Consider the following 17,930-nt stretch of genomic DNA (forward strand, 5'->3'; position numbering starts at 1 on the left):
CGGCCGCGGCCGCGGCCCTCGACGCGGGCTCGAAGCAGCGGCGGTCAGGACCGCGTGCTGGGACGTATCACCGCCGGGATGTCCGGCTCCGCATCGAGCACCCGCAGCAGCAGCGACAGCAGCTGCTCCTGTTCCGCCGGGGAGAGCACCTCGAACGAGGCCGGCGCGACCGCCATCTGCTCCCGTGCCCGGGCCACCATCTGCCGCCCCTCCTCGGTCATGACGACCGTCTTGGCCCGCCTGTCGGTCGGGTGCGGCTCGCGCCGGGCGAACCCACGCCGCTCCAGCGCGTCGACCATGCTCGTCAGGTAGGAGGGGTCCAGGCGGAAGGCGCTGACCAGCTCGCGCATCGGGCGTGACCCGTCGGGCAGCATCATCAGCACCTTCAGGGCCCCGGGCGGGATGTCCGCCTCCTGGCAGGCACGGTGCAGCTGCCGGTGCCCCGCCCCGCCGAGGACCAGTGCCTGCACCGCAAGCCACGCCTCCCCGGCGACTGGACTGATCACGCCTCGACGGTACCTTCCCGGGGCCTCGCGCACCCCCCACATCATGGACATGACTAAATATTTGACGTTCCTCAACGAACGGCGGATGCTGGTCGACGTCAGAGCCGCCGGCTGCACCGGCGACCATCGGCGGATGCATCGGAGAGCCCGTGCCCGAGCACGCACCGGGAAAAGAACCGTCCAGCGAGGCAGGCGAGCCCGCCCGGGCCGCGATGACCGACGGCGCGGGTAGGAGCCAGCCGCCAGCCGGCCCGAGCACGGAGATCGACCCGGCGCTGCGCCGCCTGGCGCTCACGGTCACCCTCGGCGCGATCATGGCGATCCTGGACACGACGATCGTAGCCGTCGCCATCGACACCCTCGGCCGGGACTTCGACGCCTCCCTGTCCACGGTCTCCTGGATCACGACCGGCTATCTCCTGGCGCTCGCCATCGTCATCCCGCTCACCGGGTGGGCCATCGAGCGCTTCGGCGCGACCCGCATGTGGAACATCTCGCTGGTCCTGTTCCTCGCCGGCAGCGCGCTGTGCGGCGCGGCCTGGTCGGCGGAGAGCCTGGTGGCCTTCCGGGTCGTGCAGGGCCTCGGCGGGGGGATGATCCTGCCGATCTGCATGACCCTGCTGGCCCGGGCCGCCGGGCCGACCCGGATGAACCGCATCATGAACGTCGTCGGCATTCCCACCCTGATCGCGCCGATCCTCGGTCCGGTCATCGGCGGGCTGATCGTCGACAACCTCGACTGGCGCTGGATCTTCTTCGTCAACCTGCCGCTCGGCGCGGTCGCGCTGGTAGCCGCCTGGCGGGTGCTCCCGCGGGACGATCACGGGCAGGCGCACCACCGGCTCGACGTCCCCGGCCTGCTGCTGATCTCCCCCGGCCTCGCCGCACTCGTCTACGGTCTCTCCCAGGCGGGCTCCGACGGCGGTTTCGGATCGGTGGAGGTCCAGGTCAGCGTCGCCGTCGGCGTGGTCGCGCTGGTCGGCTTCGTCGTGCACGCCCTGCGGCGGGCCGACGCCCTGCTCGATCTGCGACTGTTCCGCGACCGCACCTTCAGCTTCGCCGGTGTCGCCACCTTCATGGTGGGCGCCACCCTGTTCGGCGCGATGTTCCTGCTCCCGCTCTACTTCCAGATCGCACGAGGCCAGAGCGCGCTGGCCGCCGGCCTGTCCCTCGTCCCCCAGGGGCTCGGTGCGATGGTCGCGATGCCACTGGCAGGCCGGCTGGCCGACCGGCGCGGCGCCGGGTACGTCGTTCCGATCGGCATGGCCGTCAGCCTGCTGGGCACCCTCGCCCTCACCCAGATCGACGCCCACACCAACGAGGTGGCGCTCGCGGCCTTCCTGTTCGTACGCGGGCTCGGATTCGGCGCCTCGATGATGCCCGCGATGAGCGCGGCCTACCAGACCCTCTCCCCGGCGGCGGTGCCCCGGGCCACGACGACGCTCAACATCCTGCAGCGGGTCGGCGGGTCGCTGGCGACGGCCCTGGTCGCCGTCGAGCTGCAGCACGCCATCTCCACCCGCGTGCCGGGTGCGGGCGGCGGCGGGCTGGAGGCCGCCCGGCAGACCGAGCTGCCGCCGGCGGTCGCCGACGAGATCGGCAGCGCGTTCGGCGCGACGTTCTGGTGGGTGGTCGGGCTGACCGCGGCCGGCCTGCTCGCCGGCCTGTTCCTGCCCCGCCGGCCCGCCGCGGCCGCCGCGGCCGCCGCGGCCGCCGGTGGCGGTGCCGCCCCGGCGCAGAACTCGTCGCCGGCACAGGTTCCACCCGCGGCACAGGTTCCACCCGCGGTACAGGAGCCACTGCTGGCGAAGGAGCCGGTGGCAGTGGCCGCGCCGGCGGCGGCGGCGGGCGCGGCGGCGGCGGCGGTGGCGGAACCGGCCGCGACGGCCGAGCCGGAGCCGGTGGCGGAACCCGAGCCGGTGGCGGAGCCCGAGCCCGAGCCGGCAGCGGAACCGGTGGCGGTGGCGGTGGCGGTAGCCGAGCCGGAACCGGTAGCCGAGCCGGCAGCGGAACCGGTGGCGGTGGCGGAACCGGTAGCCGAGCCGGAACCGGTGGCGGAACCCGTGGCGGTAGCGAAACTCGAGCCGGAACCGGTGGCGGAGCCCGAGCTGGGGCCGGTGGCGGAAGCCGAGCCGGTAGCGGTGGCGGCCACGTCTTCCGAGTCGGACGCATCCTCTTCCACACCGGAGACACCCACGGCCGAGGAGCCGATCGACGTCGACGACACCAGTCCGTCCGCCGAGGCCGAGAAGGCCGTCACCACGGCCATGACCGGAGCCTCCGGCAGCACCCCGTGACCCTTGACGCCATCGGCATGACGTCGTAGGAGCGGACCGGCGGGCGGTGCCGCGACCGCCGCCCGCAGGAGCCGGCCGATGCAGGCGCGGGGGTGCTCAGGTGGCGGGTGAGCCGACGAGCTCGAAGGCGCGCCACATCGAGGCGTAGTGTCCGTCGGCGGCGATCAGTTCGTCATGCGAGCCGATCTCGGCGACGGTACCGCCGTCGAGGACGACGATCCGGTCGGCGGTGCGGGCTGTCTGCAGCCGGTGCGCGATCACGATCGTCGTCCGCCGCCGGGCGAGACGCGCCGTGGCGGCGGCGACCCGGCGCTCGGTCGCCAGGTCCAGGTTGGAGGTCGCCTCGTCGAGCAGGAGCAGCACCGGATCGACGAGCTCGGCCCGGGCGAGCGCGATGAGCTGGCGCTGCCCCGCTGACAGCGAGCGGCCCCGCTCGGCGACCTCGTGCTGGTAGCCCCCGGGCAGCGCGGCGATGAACTCGTGCGCGCCGACCGCGCGGGCGGCCGCCTCCACCTCGGCATCGGTGGCCTCGGGCCGCCCGTAGGCGATGTTGTCCCGGATCGCCCCGCTGAACAGGAACGCCTCCTGCGGCACATAGCCGAGCCAGCTGCGGAAGGTGCGGAGGTCGAGGGTCCGCAGATCCCACCCGTCGAGGCGGACGGCGCCGTCGTCCGGGTCGTAGAAACGGGCGATCAGCTTCATCACCGTCGACTTGCCGGCGCCGGTCTCGCCCACGAGCGCCACGGTCTCCCCGGCGGCGACGCGCAGGTCGACGCCGCGCAGCGCCTCGGGGACCCGGGCCGCGGCGGCGGTCTCCAACCGGGCGAAACGGGGGTCGGCGGGCCCGACCGCACGGGTGCCGGCGCCGGTGGCGAGGCCGCCGCCGGCGGAACGTTGCGGCGGCGTGGCCTGCAGCGGCCGATCCTGCAGCGCCGCGGGCGTGGCCGGGTAGGCGAAGCGCACCCCGTCCAGCACCAGCTCGCCACGCGGCCGCCCGGGTACCAGCGGGTTCTCCGCCGGTGGGGTGAGGGTCCGCAACCGCATCAGCTCGGCGATGCGCGCCACCGATACCCGGGTCTGCTGCCAGGCGTCGAAGACCTGGGACAGCTGCTGGATCGGCGAGAAGAACAGATCGATATAGAGGATGAAGGCGATCAGCACGCCGACGCTCAGCTGCCCGTGCACGACGAGCGCGGACCCGACGCCGAGCACGATCGCGTCGGCCACCGCGGAGAGGAACTGGACGAACGGGAAGTAGATGGCGACGAGCCGCTGTGCCGCGAGCCGCGAGCTCAGGTAGTCACGCCCCAGCCCGCGGAAGTGCTCGACAGTCGCCGCCTCGTGCACGAACGCCTGCGCCTCGCGGATGCCGGACAGGCTCTCCTGGAAGTCGGCGTTGACGATCGCGATGCGTTCCCGGGAGAGGTCGTAGTACCCGGCGGCCCGGCGCCGGAAGACCACGGTCGCGGCGGCCAGCGGGACGATGACCAGCAGTGTCAGACCGCCGAGCTCCGGGTTGATGGTCAGCAGGGCAACGCCGACTCCGGCGAACGTGACGAACGAGACCAGGGCCGCCAGCAGCCCGTTCTCGATCAGCGACTCGAACTGGTCGATGTCGGTGGTCATCCGGGTCATGATCCGGCCGGACATCTCGCGCTCGTAGTAGTCCAGGGAGAGGCGCTGCAGCTGCGCGAAGATCCTGATCCGCAGCGAGAGCATGATCCTTTCGGCGGCGCGGCCCGTCACGAAGGTCTCGCCGATCTGGTCGAGCAGGTCGGCGAGCGTCACCACCAGGAACGCGGCGGACGCCGCCCACAGCACGCCCGAGGAGCCGCGTGCGACGCCGTTGTCGACACCCGTCTTCACCAGCACCGGCCCGGCCAGGCTGGCCGCCGCGTCGCCGATCACCAGCAGCAGCCCGAGCAGCAGCGGGCGGCGGAACCGGCGTAGCACCCTCAGGAGGCTGAACTGGGGGTCCGGCCGGCTCTCGACCGCGACGTCGATGTCGGCGACGTCCCGCACCGGCGGCAGGGCCGCGACCCGGGCCAGCAGCTCCGGCGTCGGCGCCAGGTTCAGCCGCCAGCTGCCCCCGCCACCGAGACCGGCGCCGAGGCTCGGGGCGCCGACCCCGGCGCCACCATGCCCGCGCCGCGGCGCCGAACCGGGTCCGGGCGCCGCCGCTGAAGCTGTGGAGGACACCGGGCTCGGTCCGGCCCCCCGGTCCCGCTCGGCGGTCTCGGAGGTCCGGGCAGCCAGCGCTTCCCCCTGGTCGGCCGGGCCGTCCGCCGGATCGGAGTCGAGGCCGGCGAGGAGTGTCCGGTAGGCGGCGCTGCGCCTCGTCAGTTCCTCGTGGGCCCCCACATCGATGACCTGTCCGTTCTCGACCACGACGATCCGGTCGGCCAGGTGCAGTGTCGAGACCCGGTGGGCGATGAGGATCGTGGTGCGCCCGGGCAGGAGCTCCCGCAGCGCGGTGTGGATGTGTTCCTCGGTGTGGGCGTCCACGGCACTCGTCGCGTCGTCCAGGACGAGAATGCGGGGGTCGGTGAGCAGCGCCCGGGCCAGTGCTATCCGCTGACGCTGCCCGCCGGACAGCGACAGGCCGCGCTCGCCGACGATCGTGTCGTAGCCGCGGGGCAGGGCGAGGACGAACTCGTGCGCGGCCGCCGCCCGCGCCGCCGTCTCGACCTGCTCGTCAGTGGCGTCGGGCCGGCCGTACGCGATGTTGGCCCGCACCGAGTCGGAGAACAGGAAGCTCTCCTCGAAGGCCACGCCGACCTGCGAGCGCAGCGACCGCAGCCGGACGGACCGCAGGTCCTGGCCGTCGATCGTCACCCGGCCGGCATCGGGATCGTGGAAGCGACTCAGCAGCGCGGCCACCGTGGACTTGCCGCTGCCGCTGGCCCCGATGAGTGCCACCCGCTCCCCGGCTGCGATGTGGAGGTCGAAACCGCGCAGCACCGGCGGGCCGTCCGGGTAGGCGAACTCCACCCCCTCGAAGCGGATCTCGCCGCGCGTCGGCGGGAGCTCCACAGCTTCGGGGCCGTCAGCGATGGCTGGGGCGAGGCGCAGCAGCTGGAAGATCCGTTCGACGCCCGCCCTGGCCTGCTGCCCGACCGTGAGCACTCCGGCCAGTTGGCGGGTCGGGGCCGCGAACTGCCCGACATAGGTGGAGAAGACAAGGAAGGTGCCGATCGTCAGCTGACCGTTCAGGGCCATCCAGCCGCCCACGGCCAGGATCGCCACCTGGGCCAGCGCGGGGACGGATTCCAGCAGCGGCTGGTAGCGGGCCCGCAGCCGCACCGCCCGCATCCGGGACCCGTAGAGGTCGGCGGCCGCCTCGACGACGCGACCCACCTCGCGATCCTCCTGGCCGAACGCCTTGACCACCCGCACGCCGTTGACGTCCTCGTCGACGATCTGGGCGACGGCGCCTTCACGCTGCTGGCCGTCCCAGGTCGCCGGAAAGACCCGCGACCGCAGCCGGTAGGAGAGCGCGAACAGCACCGGGATGACGACGAGGCTGATGAGCGCGAGGGGCGGCGAGAGAACAATCATGACGATCAGCGCGGTGATCATCATGATGACGTTGCCCATCATGATCGGTAGCAGGCTGAGCAGGCCCTGCACGAGCGCCGAGTCCGAGTTCGCCCTCGCCACCAGCTGCCCGGTGGGCATCCGGGACAGGCTGTCCTGGTCCAGGGTCTGCAGATGCTCGTGCATCGCGTTGCGCAGGTCGAACTGCACGCCGAGCGCCACCCGTCCGCCGCGGTACCGGCGCACGTAGGCGAAGCCGAACGCGCCGGCCGCGGCGAGGAACAGCACGAGCAGCCACGGCCACAGCGGGGATGCCCGCCGCACGATCACCTCGTCGACGATGTGGCGCGCGATCAGCGGGACCACCGCCTGACAGGCACTGCCGAGCAGCGCCGCCAGCAGCGCCAGGACGAGATCGCGGCGATGGCGCATCAGGTAATGCCACAGCCCACGCAGCCAGCCGGCCTGCGCGGGCACGGGCACGAGTGCGGGTGCGGGTGCGGGTGCGGGCGGGGGAGTGGAGGCGCTCATCGGTCCTGCCGCCTGGCGCGTGCGCTCAGGATCTGCTCGAGGGCGTCACCAAGCTGCAGGAGCACGGTGCCGGCGGCATCGGAGTCGGGGGTGTGGGCGAGAACCTCGCCCAGCGCCTCGGCCATCACCCGCTCGGCGGCGTCGAGGACGGAGCGGCCCTGCGGCGTCAGGCTCAGCGGCGTGACCCGCCTGTCCTCGTCGAGGCCACCCCGGACCAGCAGGCCTCGCTGGCGCAGCGACTCGACGGTCGCGCTCACAGCCGGCTTGCCGAGCGCGAGCCGGCGGGCGATCCGGGACGCCCGCTCGTCACCCGCCGCGATCTGGGCGAGCACCCGGTACTGGGCCAGGCTCAGGCCGTCCAGCGACCGCTCGAACAGACGGGACAGCCGCACCACAGCCCGGACCGCGTCGACAGGGACGGGGACGTCAGACAACACGGTTCGACACTAGCAACTGGTTCGAGGTCCGAACTAGTATCACGAACCCGCACCGAAACCGCATACACACCCATGCCGGGATCACTGGGACCGCCGGGATCGCGGGGACGGAGGCGGCGCGGGCCACCGTGGCAGACCGACCCACCGAACCGGGACGAAAAGTCACGCAACGCATCAGGAGCAACTGCCGCCGTAACGCGGAAGGTGGCCCGGCTTAACACCGGGTACATAGCCGAGTGTAATTCTGGAAAAGTTCAGCGCGCCTGGACGGACCAGGTGACGTGGCCGAGAGCTCTGACAGGCGGTGTTCCCATGGCCGATATCGTCACGATAGCTGCCTCGATCGACGGTGTTCCCACCATGACGGAAACCGACGCTATGCTCGACGAGCTGCGCCGACTTCCCCGCACGAATGACAACCAGGCGCTGATCGACGACCTGCTTGAGTTCCGGTCGCTGCTCGCGGAGCGTCGCGTCGAGACGGTCGCCGGCCCGTAGTAGCGCGGAATCAGACGCGCACAGGATGCCCGGCCCGGGCTGAGTGCTGCCCGGGCCGGGCGGGACCGGGCTGGCGCGGCGGGTGGAGTCGTGTTCCTCGCCGCGCCTGCCCGGTGGAAGTGCTAACTACGCAAGAGCTGACTACTGGTTGCCGAACGGCTGGTTCTGCTGGCCCTGCTGGCCCTGGTCACCGCCGCCGAAACGCTCGCCGGAGAGCCCGCCCTGGGCGCCGCCGACGCCGACCAGCTCGCGCAGGCGGTTCTCGACGTACCGCTCGCTGTGGTGCGTCTTGTCCGCGATCCGCGCGACAAGGTCGTTGATGCCGGTGGCAGCGTCCAGGTCCGCCGTGCTGACCTGACCGAACTGGTCGAGGAGGCGGTAGCGCAGCTGACGCCAGTTCTGACGAAGCTGCTGCTCCACCTGCTGACGCTGCTGCTCCTGCTGCTGGGTCATTTAGTGATTCCTTTCACCATGAATGTTTCAGGAGGTGGTGAAGACGCGAGGCGAACGCTACCCCAGGGGGTTCGGGGAGCGCTAAACGAGCAGCGGCATCGGCATGTTCACCCGCAGCCCGCAGCACTGCATCGGAATCGGTAGCCGCCGGACATGGAATTTTCGAACGAAGCCTGCCGGCGAGCGGGCTTCATACGCCTTTCGGCCTTTCTTTTCATGCCCCTTTGCCGTACTGTGTCACCCACAGGCGGTGCAGGGTGTACCGCGCGGACGTGGTGAACAGGGTCACCGCACGCATGACCGAGGGCTCCACCCGTTTCAACGGATACGTCCACCGGACAGCGACGAAACCGAGCAGACCGCCCTCGCCGGGAAACGGGATCACCAGCGCGGAGCCGATCTTCAGCTTCTCGACCCGCTCAGCCGGGATGAGCGGCGTCCCGGTCGGATCCGCGATGAACAGCGGATCCCGCAGCTGGGACAACGCGCGCAGGGCGGCGTCGTCGTCGGGGTTCACCCGGGCGCCCACCCGCGTCAGCGGCTCGGTTCCCGGCGACACGGACGAACCGGCGGCCTCGAACACCGTCGCGCCCGGCAGTTTCGCGAGCATCACCCCGACGGCGTCCGCGCCGCTCAGCGAGCGCACGACATCCGCGATCAGAGTGGCCGCGGCGGGCAGGTCCTCCGGATGCCACAACTGGTCAAGGCGGTGCAGCGCCTCGGTGATCTCCTCCCCCATCAGACGTTCGCGGCGTGCGTCGCACAGCCGCACCGTCTGGTCCGCGAGGCGGTGCAGCGCGCGGCGCTGGCCTGGAGCAAGCCTGCGCGGCATCCGGTCAGACACGCACAGCGCGCCCAGGATGTGCCCTTCGGACGTCCGCAGTGGCGCCCCGGCGAAGAAACGCACCGGGACATCCGGGTCGCCCTGGACGACGTGGGCGAAACGCATGTCCTTCCTGGCGTCCGCGACCTCGAGATAGTCACCCGACGAGACCGCGTGGGAGGCCACGCCCACCCGGCCGACCAGAGCATCGATCTTCAGGCCGTGCCAGGACTTGAACCACTCCCGGTCGGTGTCGACGAGCACGACGTGGGCGTAGGTGCATTCGGCGATCTGGGCTGCGAGGGTCGCCATCTGGTCGAACTCGATCTCCGGCGGGGTGCCGAGCAGCCGCTGGCTGTGCAGCGCGGCCAGCCGGGCGTCCTCGTCCGCGGGGAGGGGCGCGGCCAGGCCGCCCTCGGTCCAGCACCGCTTGGTCCGCCCGGTGACCTCGACGTCCGCCCGCTCGTCCTCCTGCGCCGCGGCTGACCATGACGCGGTCGGTGTCCCTGCCTCCGCCGCGGGGGGCAGCGCTGTACCCGCGACGCCGCTTCGTGCCTCGGCAGCCTCCCGCGCCACGGTCGGCCGGTCCGTGGTGGTCGGCCGGTCCGTGGTGGTCGGTCGGTCCGTGGTGGTCGGTCGGTCCGTGGTGGTCGGTCGGTCCGTGGTCGGCCGCTCGGGCCGGCTCCGGCAGGCCGCTGGCGCGTAGCCGGCGATGGGTGACCCGTGGCGGGTGTCGCGCTGTGGTCCGGCGAGCAGCGGGGCGAGGTCCCGCGCCGGCAGCGGAGGCGACAGGGCGTCGCCCTGGAGGAGGTCACAGCCGAGCTCGGTCAGGATCCGTTCGCTGGGCTCGTCCTCGATCCCCTCGCCGACGACACGCAGCCCGAGGCGGTGCCCCAGGTCGACGACCGAACGCACGATCGCGATGTCCGGCAGGCTGCCCTGGGCGTCCGCGACGAAGCTCCTGTCAATCTTGATCTCGTCGAAGGTCAGCGCCTTGAGGATCTCCATGGAGTTGTAGCCGGTCCCGAAGTCGTCCATGGACAGTTTGACCCCGGAGATCCGCAGCTCGCCGAGCATCGACGCGGCCCGCGCCGGCTGGGAGACGAGCGCGTTCTCGGTGATCTCGAGGGTGAGGATGTCGGGCGGGAGATCATAGGCCGCCAGCCGCTCCGCGACGACGGCGGGGAGCTCGTCCACGACGAGCATGCGCGGCGAAAGGTTCGCCGAGACATCCACCCGGATGCCCTGCGCTCGCCAGCGGGCACACTGGCGCAACGCCTCGTCCAGCTCCCACCAGGTCAGTTCGACGATCAGCGAGGAGCGTTCGGCCATTGGAAGGAACGAGCCTGGCGGCAGCAGCCCGCGAACGGGGTGCCGCCAGCGCATCAGCGCCTCGACACCGACCAGCCGCCCGGTCGCCGTCTCCCGCATCGGCTGGTAGAACAGCTCCAGCTCGCCCTCGTTGATCGCGGACCGCAGCTGTGCGTGCAGGGCGAGTTCCCAGGGCTGGACGGCGGCCATTCCCGTCGTCCACACGCCGACCCGCTCGCCACCGCGCCTGGCGTCGGCCAGCGCGGCGTCGGCGCAGGACAACAGCGAGGTGATCCGGTCCCCGCAGGCTGGCGCGGCGGTGACACCGATGGTGGCCTCCACCTCGACGTCCACGCCGCCGATTCGCAGCCGCCCGTCGAGCTGCTCGAGGATGCCGCGGCCGAAGGCGGTGAGAGCGGGGTCCGCTGTCGCCGGGGGGCACGCCCCGCCGTTCTCCATCGGCCCTCCGGGCAGCAGCAGCGCGAACTTGTCTCCGCCGAGCCGGGCGGCGACCAGCGGGGCTGGTTTCACCAGCCGCAGACAGCGGGCGAACCCTCGGAGCACCTCGTCGCCCGCCTCGTACCCGAACGCGGTGTTGATCTCCTTGAAGTGGTCGAGGTCGACGACCATCAGCACGGCCCGCCGCCCGGTCACCAGGATCTCGGCGACGACGGGATCACCCGCCTGGATCAGCCCTGCCCGGCTCGACAGCGCGGTCAGCGGGTCGGTGAAGGAACGTCCGCGCCCCCGTTGGAACAACGTGTAGGTGAAGTAGGCGGCGGCGAGGACGCTCAGGCCACAGGCGGCCTTCGCGAGCGGGAACGCGGCCAGCCGCCCGTAGCCGCTGAGAGCGCCCAGCACGACGACCGCCACCAGCGCCGCGTGTGCCAGGGCGACGCTGAGCCGGGACCAGACCAGCCCGATCTGGCCGCCCACCCAGGGAAACCAGAACAGCAGGGTCAACGCCAGCTCCGCGGAGCCCTCCCGGAGCAGCGTGAACGCGATGGCAGCCGTCATCGTCACCGACGAGGCAAGGGCGAGGGCACGGAACACCCGCAGGTTCTCGCCGGGAACGGCGACGGTCGCGGCCACCGTCGCCCCGCCCAGCCCGGCCGCCACGGCGAGGGGCGGGCACAGATAGCCCGGCGAGCCGGGAACGACCAGCAGCACCAGCAGGAACACACTGCCGATCAGCGGTGGCATGAGAAAGAAGCCGCGGTCACCGGCGAGCACGTCGCGGAGCGCCCCGCCGGCCCTTGCCCTCGGCGCGGTGCCGCCCCCCTTCGGCGGGGGTTCGTCCGGCGCGCTCCGCCCCGGGCGAACGCCTTGGCCGTTGTCGCGGTTGCGGCCGCGAGGGCCGTTTCCCGTTCCCGGGCCTGCGCCCGTCCACTGCCAAGCCACGCTCTTCCATTACCCGGTGACACCATTCCAGAGCATGCTGTCGACCCGACACCGAAAGAATCTGTCGACAGACAGCGTCGAGGTGGTGCCCCTGGGTAACGAAGAGGCAGGGGTTGGCTCGAGGAGCGTGCTCAGAAGCCCGCGCGGGTGGTGAGGCGGGCCGTGCTGGCGAGACGGGCGGCGGAGGTGCCCAGCCCGGTCGGGGAGCCGAAGGGCGGAACGCCGGCCGCCGGATGCGCCCGGAGCTCGCCCTCGTCGTACCGACGGGTGCGCTGATGCCACCGCAGTACCGCGGCCAGCCAGTTCTTCAGGTCGGCGACATACCGCAGCAGCCCGTCCCGGGCCTGGTCGGTCAGGCCGTACGCGGCGAACAGGGCCGGAAGCTCACGATCGACAATGTGCTCGAACTGGCGCATACGTGCCGTCATGAGGTCGTTGACAACCGCCACGGCACGTTCCGTCGAGCAGTCGAGAAAGGTACGCATCACCAGCACGCCGTTGTTGAGCTCCCCCTCGAACTGGATCTCCTTCTGCAGGGAGAAGATGTCGTTGAGCAGCGCGGCGTAGTCCGCGGCGGAGTTCTCCAGCGCTCGGACCGGCCGCGCCGCGAACACCTCGGCCGGCACGGCCGGCTCCTCGTCCGACCCGGTCTGGCCCGACCCCGCCTGGCCCACGCGGGCGAGGCTCAGCCGGGCCAGGCTCATGGTGAGGTCCGAGCCGAAGGTCGCGCGCCGCATCTCCAGATAGTCGATCGGGTCGGGTATCCGGTTCGCGGTGTGGTTGTCCAGCTCCCAGAGCCAGCTGTCGATCATTGTCTCGACCGCGGCCCGGAAGACACGGCGCCCGCGCGGGCTCAGCGGCGACGCGGTGCGTACCCACAGATCGGCCAGCGCCCGTTCCAGCGGAATGACCGGCGGCGGCATCGCGTCGGTCACCGCCTCGAACTCCACCGGCAGGAACTCCTTCAGCCGCTCGGTGCACACCTTCGCACCGGCGAGGTCCCGCGTCCGCCCGAAGACCACCGGGTAGTAGTCGTCGGCGTAGGTGCCCCAGGTGAGCCAGTGGGCGGAGAGATCCAGCTCTTCCCGGCCCGCCGCCGGAGCGATTCCCGCGGAGCAGAGCGGGAAGTCGTAGGAGGTGAGCTTGTGCTCGTCCCAGATGCCGGGCACCGGGTCAAGCAGGCCCATCGCGCGGGACCAGCGGACGGTCTCCCGGCGAGCGCCGGCCAGATGCCGGTTCTCGCCGACGGAGAAGGGCATGTACGGGTCCGGTGCGCGCACCTTGCCGACGACCTCGAAGGGCACGTGGCTGAACGCTCGCAGCCGCTGCGGCGCCGTCACCACGATCGATTCCAGTACTCGGGCGGCGGACGTCCCGAGCCCCTCCGGCCCGGCCGGGAACACCCCCGCCCCGGCCGGGAGGGCCACTGTTCCGGCCGCGCCCTCGTTCATGTAGCGGCTGGAGCGCAGGTGCCACTCGTGTCCCCCCGACTGCCAGTCCTGCAGGCCCTTCACGTAGGCGAGCACGGCCGCGCGGCCGGCCGGGTCGACCCCGCGTTCCTCGAGCATCGGCGGGACCTCGCTCAGCGCCGTGTGCTCGAACTGGTGCAGCCGGGAGGTGAGCAGGTCGTTGACGAGGTCGGCCGCGGTCTGCGTAGGGCAGCCGAGGAACCGCTCGGTGACCAGCACGCCGTTGCTCAGCTCGCCTTCGGACTCAACCTCCCGCTGGTAGGAGAACAGGTCGTTGCGCAGGTGGATCGCGTCGGCGAACGTGTCACGCAGCACCCGCATCGGCCGCAGGCCGGCGATCCCGGCCGGTACCTCGGCATCCGCGGCGTGTTCGACGAGGTTCGCCGACCAGGGCGCGCCGCCGACCTTGCGCCGCATCTCGATGTACTCGACCGGATTCGCCACCCGGTTCTCGTTGATGTTGGCGAGTTCCCACAGCGATTCATCCAGCAGGTTGCGGGTGCTCTGTACGAAACGGTGTCGCCAGGCCGCCGTCCGATCCGGCACCGTTCGTGCCCACAGATCACCCAGGCCCTTTTCGACCGGGTTCTCCGGTGTCGCGTCGATCGCCCCGTCGAGGGGCATGAAGGCACGAAGCCGATCGAGGTAGCCGCGCGCGCCGGCCATGTCGCCGGTCCTCTTGAAAAGTTCGAGGAAGTGGTCGTCGAAATAGAAGACCCAGACGTACCAGTCGGTGATCAGGTCCAGTCGCGCGGGAGACGCGTCCGGATGGGTGTAGGCGCACAGCAGGGCGTAGTCGTGCGCGTCGAAGTCGTCCTCGCTCCAGACCACCACTCCGTCGCCGGGGGCTCCGATCATTCCCATCTCGGCGGCCCACTCCCGGCTGTGGGCGCGGGCCGACGCGAGATGCGGGCTGCACCGGGCCGGATAGGGTACGTAGAAACGCGGCAGCGTGAAGGGCTGCATGCCCTAGCGACCGATCTCCACGTTCTCCAGCACCCCGAGCGCGTCCGGGACGAGAACGGCGGCGGAGTAGTAGGTCGTCACGAGATAGGAGATGATCGCCTTCTCGTTGATACCCATGAACCGCACGGAAAGTCCCGGCTCCAGCTCGTCGGGCAGGCCGACGTGGTTCAGCCCGATCACGCCCTGGTTCTCCTCGCCGGTGCGCAGCGCGAGAATCGACGTGCTCCCCGCCGCGCTGACCGGAATCTTGTTCACCGGCAGCAGCGGGACGCCGCGCCAGGCCGGTACGTGCTGGTCGTGGAACAGTGCGGTGGCCGGGTAGATGCCGCGCGCGGTGCACTCCCGCCCGAACGCGGCGATGGCCCGCGGGTGCGCGAGCAGAACGTGGGTGCTGCGGCGGCGGCTCAGCAGCTCGTCGAGGTCGTCCGGGGTGGGCGGGCCGGTCCGGGTATGGACGCGCTGGCGCAGGTCGGCGTTGTGCAGCAGGCCGAAGTCACGGTTGTTCACCAGCTCGTGCTCCTGGCGCTCGCGCAGCGCCTCGACGGTGAGCCGCAGCTGCTGCTCCAGCTGGTTGATCGGCTCGTTGTACAGGTCGGCGACCCGGCTGTGGACCCTCAGCACGGTCTGCGCGACGCTGAGCTCGTACTCCCGGGGAGCCAGCTCGTAGTCGACGAACGTCCCCGGCAGGACCTCCTCGCCGACATGGCCGGACGAGATCGAGATCTCCGCCTCGCCGTGCCGGTTCTGTGCGGGTACGGGGCGGCTTCGGTAGTCGTCCACCCAGGCCCGCAGCGTTTCGGACGCGTCGAGGATCTCCTGGAACCGCTGGCGGGGAAGCACGAGCACGGTCGTCCCCGTGAGGGCACGGACCGTGTGGTCCCAGGTCGCATCCGGCTCGGTCAGCGCCTGCTCGCCGAAGTACTCGCCGGCGCTGAGGATGCCCAGCGACCGCTCCTCGTCGTAGGCACCGGGGCCGAACCGGCCCACCTTGCCGTAGGCGACGAGGATGACCTCATCCGCGGCGTTGCCGGCCTCGACGACGACGTCCCCGGCGGAGTACTCCCGCTGGACGAAGCTGTCGGCGAGCGTCGTGAGCTCACCGCCGTCGAAGCCCCGCAGCAGCGGCAGCTCGGTGAGCTCCCCCGGGACGACGCGAATGTCGGATCCGGTGTTCGTGAAGGAGACCAGACCGTCGCCGGCGATGTAGGAGAGACGCCGGTTGACGCGGTAGACACCACCGGCCGTGTGGACCCACGGCAGTACCCGCAGCAGCCAGCGGGAGGTGATCTCCTGCATCTGCGGCACGGATTTGGTGGTCGTGGCGAGATTCCGCGCGGCCGCGGTGCTCAGGCTCAGCTGATCAGCGAGATCGGTTCCGGTGGTGACGTTCACAGGCTCGGTCATGGCGTGCATCACCCATCTGTCTCTCACGTCTGTACACGACGAAAAAACTGTTATGGTTACCCGTTCCCACGGCATTACAGGCCCACGGAACGGCCATGACAGGGCGGCGGACATGCCGACGACAAAATCCCCCGATGTGTTTCATGACATACATCGCCGGACATGCATCGCCGGCAGAACGCGCACGGTACGGGGCGTCAGCTCGGCCGCGTTGAACAAGCGCCGTCCGGCGCGGTGTGAGCTTCCCGCACCTCCCCCGGGCGCGGCAAGAACTTCCGATAACCAATCAAGGGCTGGTTCGAGATGATGGTCCGCCCTGGTCCAGCCCTTTTCCTGTTCCGGGCACACCGGGTGAGGAACCTCGTCACGCATCCGGACGCCGGCCTCCGGCGATACGGCCGCCAGCCGGCTGCCGACAGATCACCGACGCCCTGGGCACGGCGCCGTCTCCCGGCAATCTTCTCTCCTGCGGGTGCCGCCGCCGTGGCATTGCTGGAGGTGTTTGCCGTTCCTGTCGAATATTTCGGCGCGACATTCCAGTGCGCTGACACCACCGCTTCGGTTCCTCCGCCGGACGACGCGGGGAAGCCGACCGGCAGCCACGCACAGTCCGTAGTCACCGCGCCTCGGGGCCAGCCCGAACTGAGGATGTCCCGGGAGCGCCGATAGCTCGATGTAGCTAGCCGAAGAGCTACCGAGAGCACCCGTCACGGTCCTCGAACGCCACCACCCGGATACCGGAGGACAAGACCGCGGACCCGCTCTCTGGCCCGGGCAGGCGGGCGCAGCAGTGGCCCGGACGCGGCCCGGTACGGGGCCTCGAACGCAGACGGCCGGTCGACCCGACCACACCAACGGTCAGGTCGACCGGCCCGACAGCCGGCGGACGGCGCGCTCAGACCGCGATCGGCAGCTTCTCGTAACCGCGCACGGTGCTGGTGTGCAGCCGCACCGCGTTGTCGTGGTCGACGGCCCAGTTCGGGAAGCGGCGCAGGGTCTCCTCGATCGCGATCCGCCCCTCCAGCCGGGCCAGTGCGGCACCGAGGCAGAAGTGGACGCCGTGGCCGAACGAGACGTGACTGTCGAAGTTCCGGCGGACGTCGTAGCGGTCGGGGTCGGCGTACTTGCGCTCGTCCCGCCCGGCCGAGGCGGTCAGCATCAGGATCCGGGAGCCGGCGGGCACGGTCGTCCCGTACAGCTCGACATCCCGCATGACCTTGCGCGCCTGCACCGGGGAGGGCGCCTCGTACCGCAGCGTCTCCTCGACGGCGTTCGGGATCAGCGCCGAGTCGGCGGCCAGATCGGCCCGCTGGTCGGGATGGGCGGCGAGCAGGACGCAGGCCCAGCCGAGCAGCCGGGCGACGGTCTCGGTGCCGGCGCTGACCATCTCGTTGGTGATGGTCGCCGCCTCGGAGGTGGTGAGGCTGCGGGTACCGTCACCGTCCTTCACCTCGGCCTGGACGAGCGCGGTGATCATGTCGTCACGAGGGGAGGCGCGGCGGTCCTCGATCTGCGCGGCGAAGAACTCCCGCAGCCGCCTGGTGGCCGCCATGGAGACCTCGTTGATCATCCCGGCGCCCTCCTCGATGTGGAAGGTCGTGTCGATCATCCGGCGGACCTCCTCCCGGTCGGAGGGATCGACACCGATGAACGCGGAGATCACCATGGACGGGAGCACCGCGGCGAAGTCCTGGATGTAGTCGAATCCGCCTCCGCCCACCTGCGGGTCGAGCAGTTCGGCGCACACCGAGCGGACCTGCCCCTCCAGCGCGGCGATGCGCCGGGGCGTGAATGCGCGGGAGACCAGCGTCCGCAGCGTGTTGTGCACCGGGGGGTCGGAGAAGATCAGGAAGCCGGGCGGAATCGGCTCCTCACCCATGATCTCCAGGATGGTGCCGTAGGCCGAGCTGTACGTCTTCGGGTCCAGGTGGACGGCGTCGACGTCGGCGTGCCGCGAGACCGCGAAGAAGTCGTACCTGTCGTTGCGGTACAGCGGGTGCTCGTCGCGCAGCCGGCGCCAGACCGGATACGGGTCGACGTCGATGACCTTGTCGAACGGGTCCCAGTACACATCAGCCACCGGTCGGACCTTTCTGTCCCGGAGCCCGCGTCGGACCGTTCCCCGGAGTCGGGATACCGGCGGGCAAACCTGCGCCTTTGCTGCCCTCGCCCGGCACGCGAACATCCGCAGCAGCGAGACCAGAAACTTGTGCGTCACAGTACTGACGCGAAATTGCTCGCGTCAACCTATCCGCATCCCGGCCGCACGGTCGGACTCCCTGGGCCCGCGGCGCCGG

The 17,930-nt window shown here is 71.0% G+C and carries 10 protein-coding genes; 2 read left to right on the forward strand and 8 right to left on the reverse strand.

Going from position 1 to position 17,930, the window contains the following annotated elements; genetic code table 11:
* Positions 1–44: 44 nt before the first annotated feature.
* Entirely contained in the window at positions 45–506 is a 462-nt protein-coding gene (locus tag AB1460_RS12870) for a MarR family winged helix-turn-helix transcriptional regulator (RefSeq protein WP_368961345.1), read from the reverse strand.
* Positions 507–718: 212 nt separating this feature from the next.
* On the opposite strand from AB1460_RS12870, the gene AB1460_RS12875 reads away from it, so the two are divergent.
* Positions 719–2,803, forward strand: a complete 2,085-nt coding sequence (locus tag AB1460_RS12875) for a DHA2 family efflux MFS transporter permease subunit (protein WP_368961401.1) — start codon at positions 719–721, stop codon at positions 2,801–2,803.
* 96 nt (positions 2,804–2,899) lie between these two features.
* On the opposite strand, the gene AB1460_RS12880 is transcribed toward AB1460_RS12875, so the two are convergent.
* Positions 2,900–6,871: an ABC transporter ATP-binding protein gene (locus AB1460_RS12880; RefSeq protein WP_368961346.1), complete on the reverse strand. Its 3,972-nt coding sequence runs from the start codon at positions 6,869–6,871 to the stop codon at positions 2,900–2,902.
* Positions 6,868–7,308, reverse strand: a complete 441-nt coding sequence (locus tag AB1460_RS12885; RefSeq protein WP_368961347.1) for a MarR family winged helix-turn-helix transcriptional regulator — start codon at positions 7,306–7,308, stop codon at positions 6,868–6,870. Before AB1460_RS12885 ends, AB1460_RS12880 begins: the two co-directional genes overlap by 4 nt.
* Positions 7,309–7,620: 312 nt before the next feature.
* Here AB1460_RS12885 and AB1460_RS12890 point away from each other — a divergent pair, with 312 nt between their 5' ends.
* The gene (locus AB1460_RS12890; protein ID WP_368961349.1) at positions 7,621–7,806 is read left to right on the forward strand and encodes a hypothetical protein; all 186 of its coding nucleotides are present in this window, start codon (positions 7,621–7,623) and stop codon (positions 7,804–7,806) included.
* A 141-nt stretch (positions 7,807–7,947) separates the two neighbouring features.
* Here AB1460_RS12890 and AB1460_RS12895 read toward each other — a convergent pair whose 3' ends face one another.
* The 5 genes from AB1460_RS12895 to AB1460_RS12915 all read right to left on the reverse strand — a co-directional run bounded on the left by AB1460_RS12895 (position 7,948) and on the right by AB1460_RS12915 (position 17,713).
* On the reverse strand, positions 7,948–8,259 hold the full coding sequence (locus tag AB1460_RS12895) for a hypothetical protein (protein WP_368961351.1): 312 nt from the start codon (positions 8,257–8,259) through the stop codon (positions 7,948–7,950).
* Positions 8,260–8,473: 214 nt separating this feature from the next.
* Positions 8,474–11,626 (reverse strand): EAL domain-containing protein, encoded by a 3,153-nt coding sequence (locus tag AB1460_RS12900; RefSeq protein ID WP_368961352.1) that lies wholly within the window; start codon positions 11,624–11,626, stop codon positions 8,474–8,476.
* Between the two features lie 299 nt (positions 11,627–11,925).
* Complete coding sequence (locus AB1460_RS12905) at positions 11,926–14,229, reverse strand: terpene synthase family protein (protein ID WP_368961353.1); 2,304 nt, start codon at positions 14,227–14,229, stop codon at positions 11,926–11,928.
* 3 nt (positions 14,230–14,232) lie between these two features.
* On the reverse strand, positions 14,233–15,633 hold the full coding sequence (locus AB1460_RS12910; protein WP_368961354.1) for a family 2B encapsulin nanocompartment shell protein: 1,401 nt from the start codon (positions 15,631–15,633) through the stop codon (positions 14,233–14,235).
* An 895-nt stretch (positions 15,634–16,528) separates the two neighbouring features.
* Positions 16,529–17,713 (reverse strand): cytochrome P450, encoded by a 1,185-nt coding sequence (locus tag AB1460_RS12915; protein ID WP_368961355.1) that lies wholly within the window; start codon positions 17,711–17,713, stop codon positions 16,529–16,531.
* Between the last annotated feature and the right edge of the window lie 217 nt (positions 17,714–17,930).

Origin of the sequence: Parafrankia sp. FMc2 (assembly GCF_041008525.1) — a bacterium.
Taxonomy (GTDB): domain Bacteria; phylum Actinomycetota; class Actinomycetes; order Frankiales; family Frankiaceae; genus Parafrankia.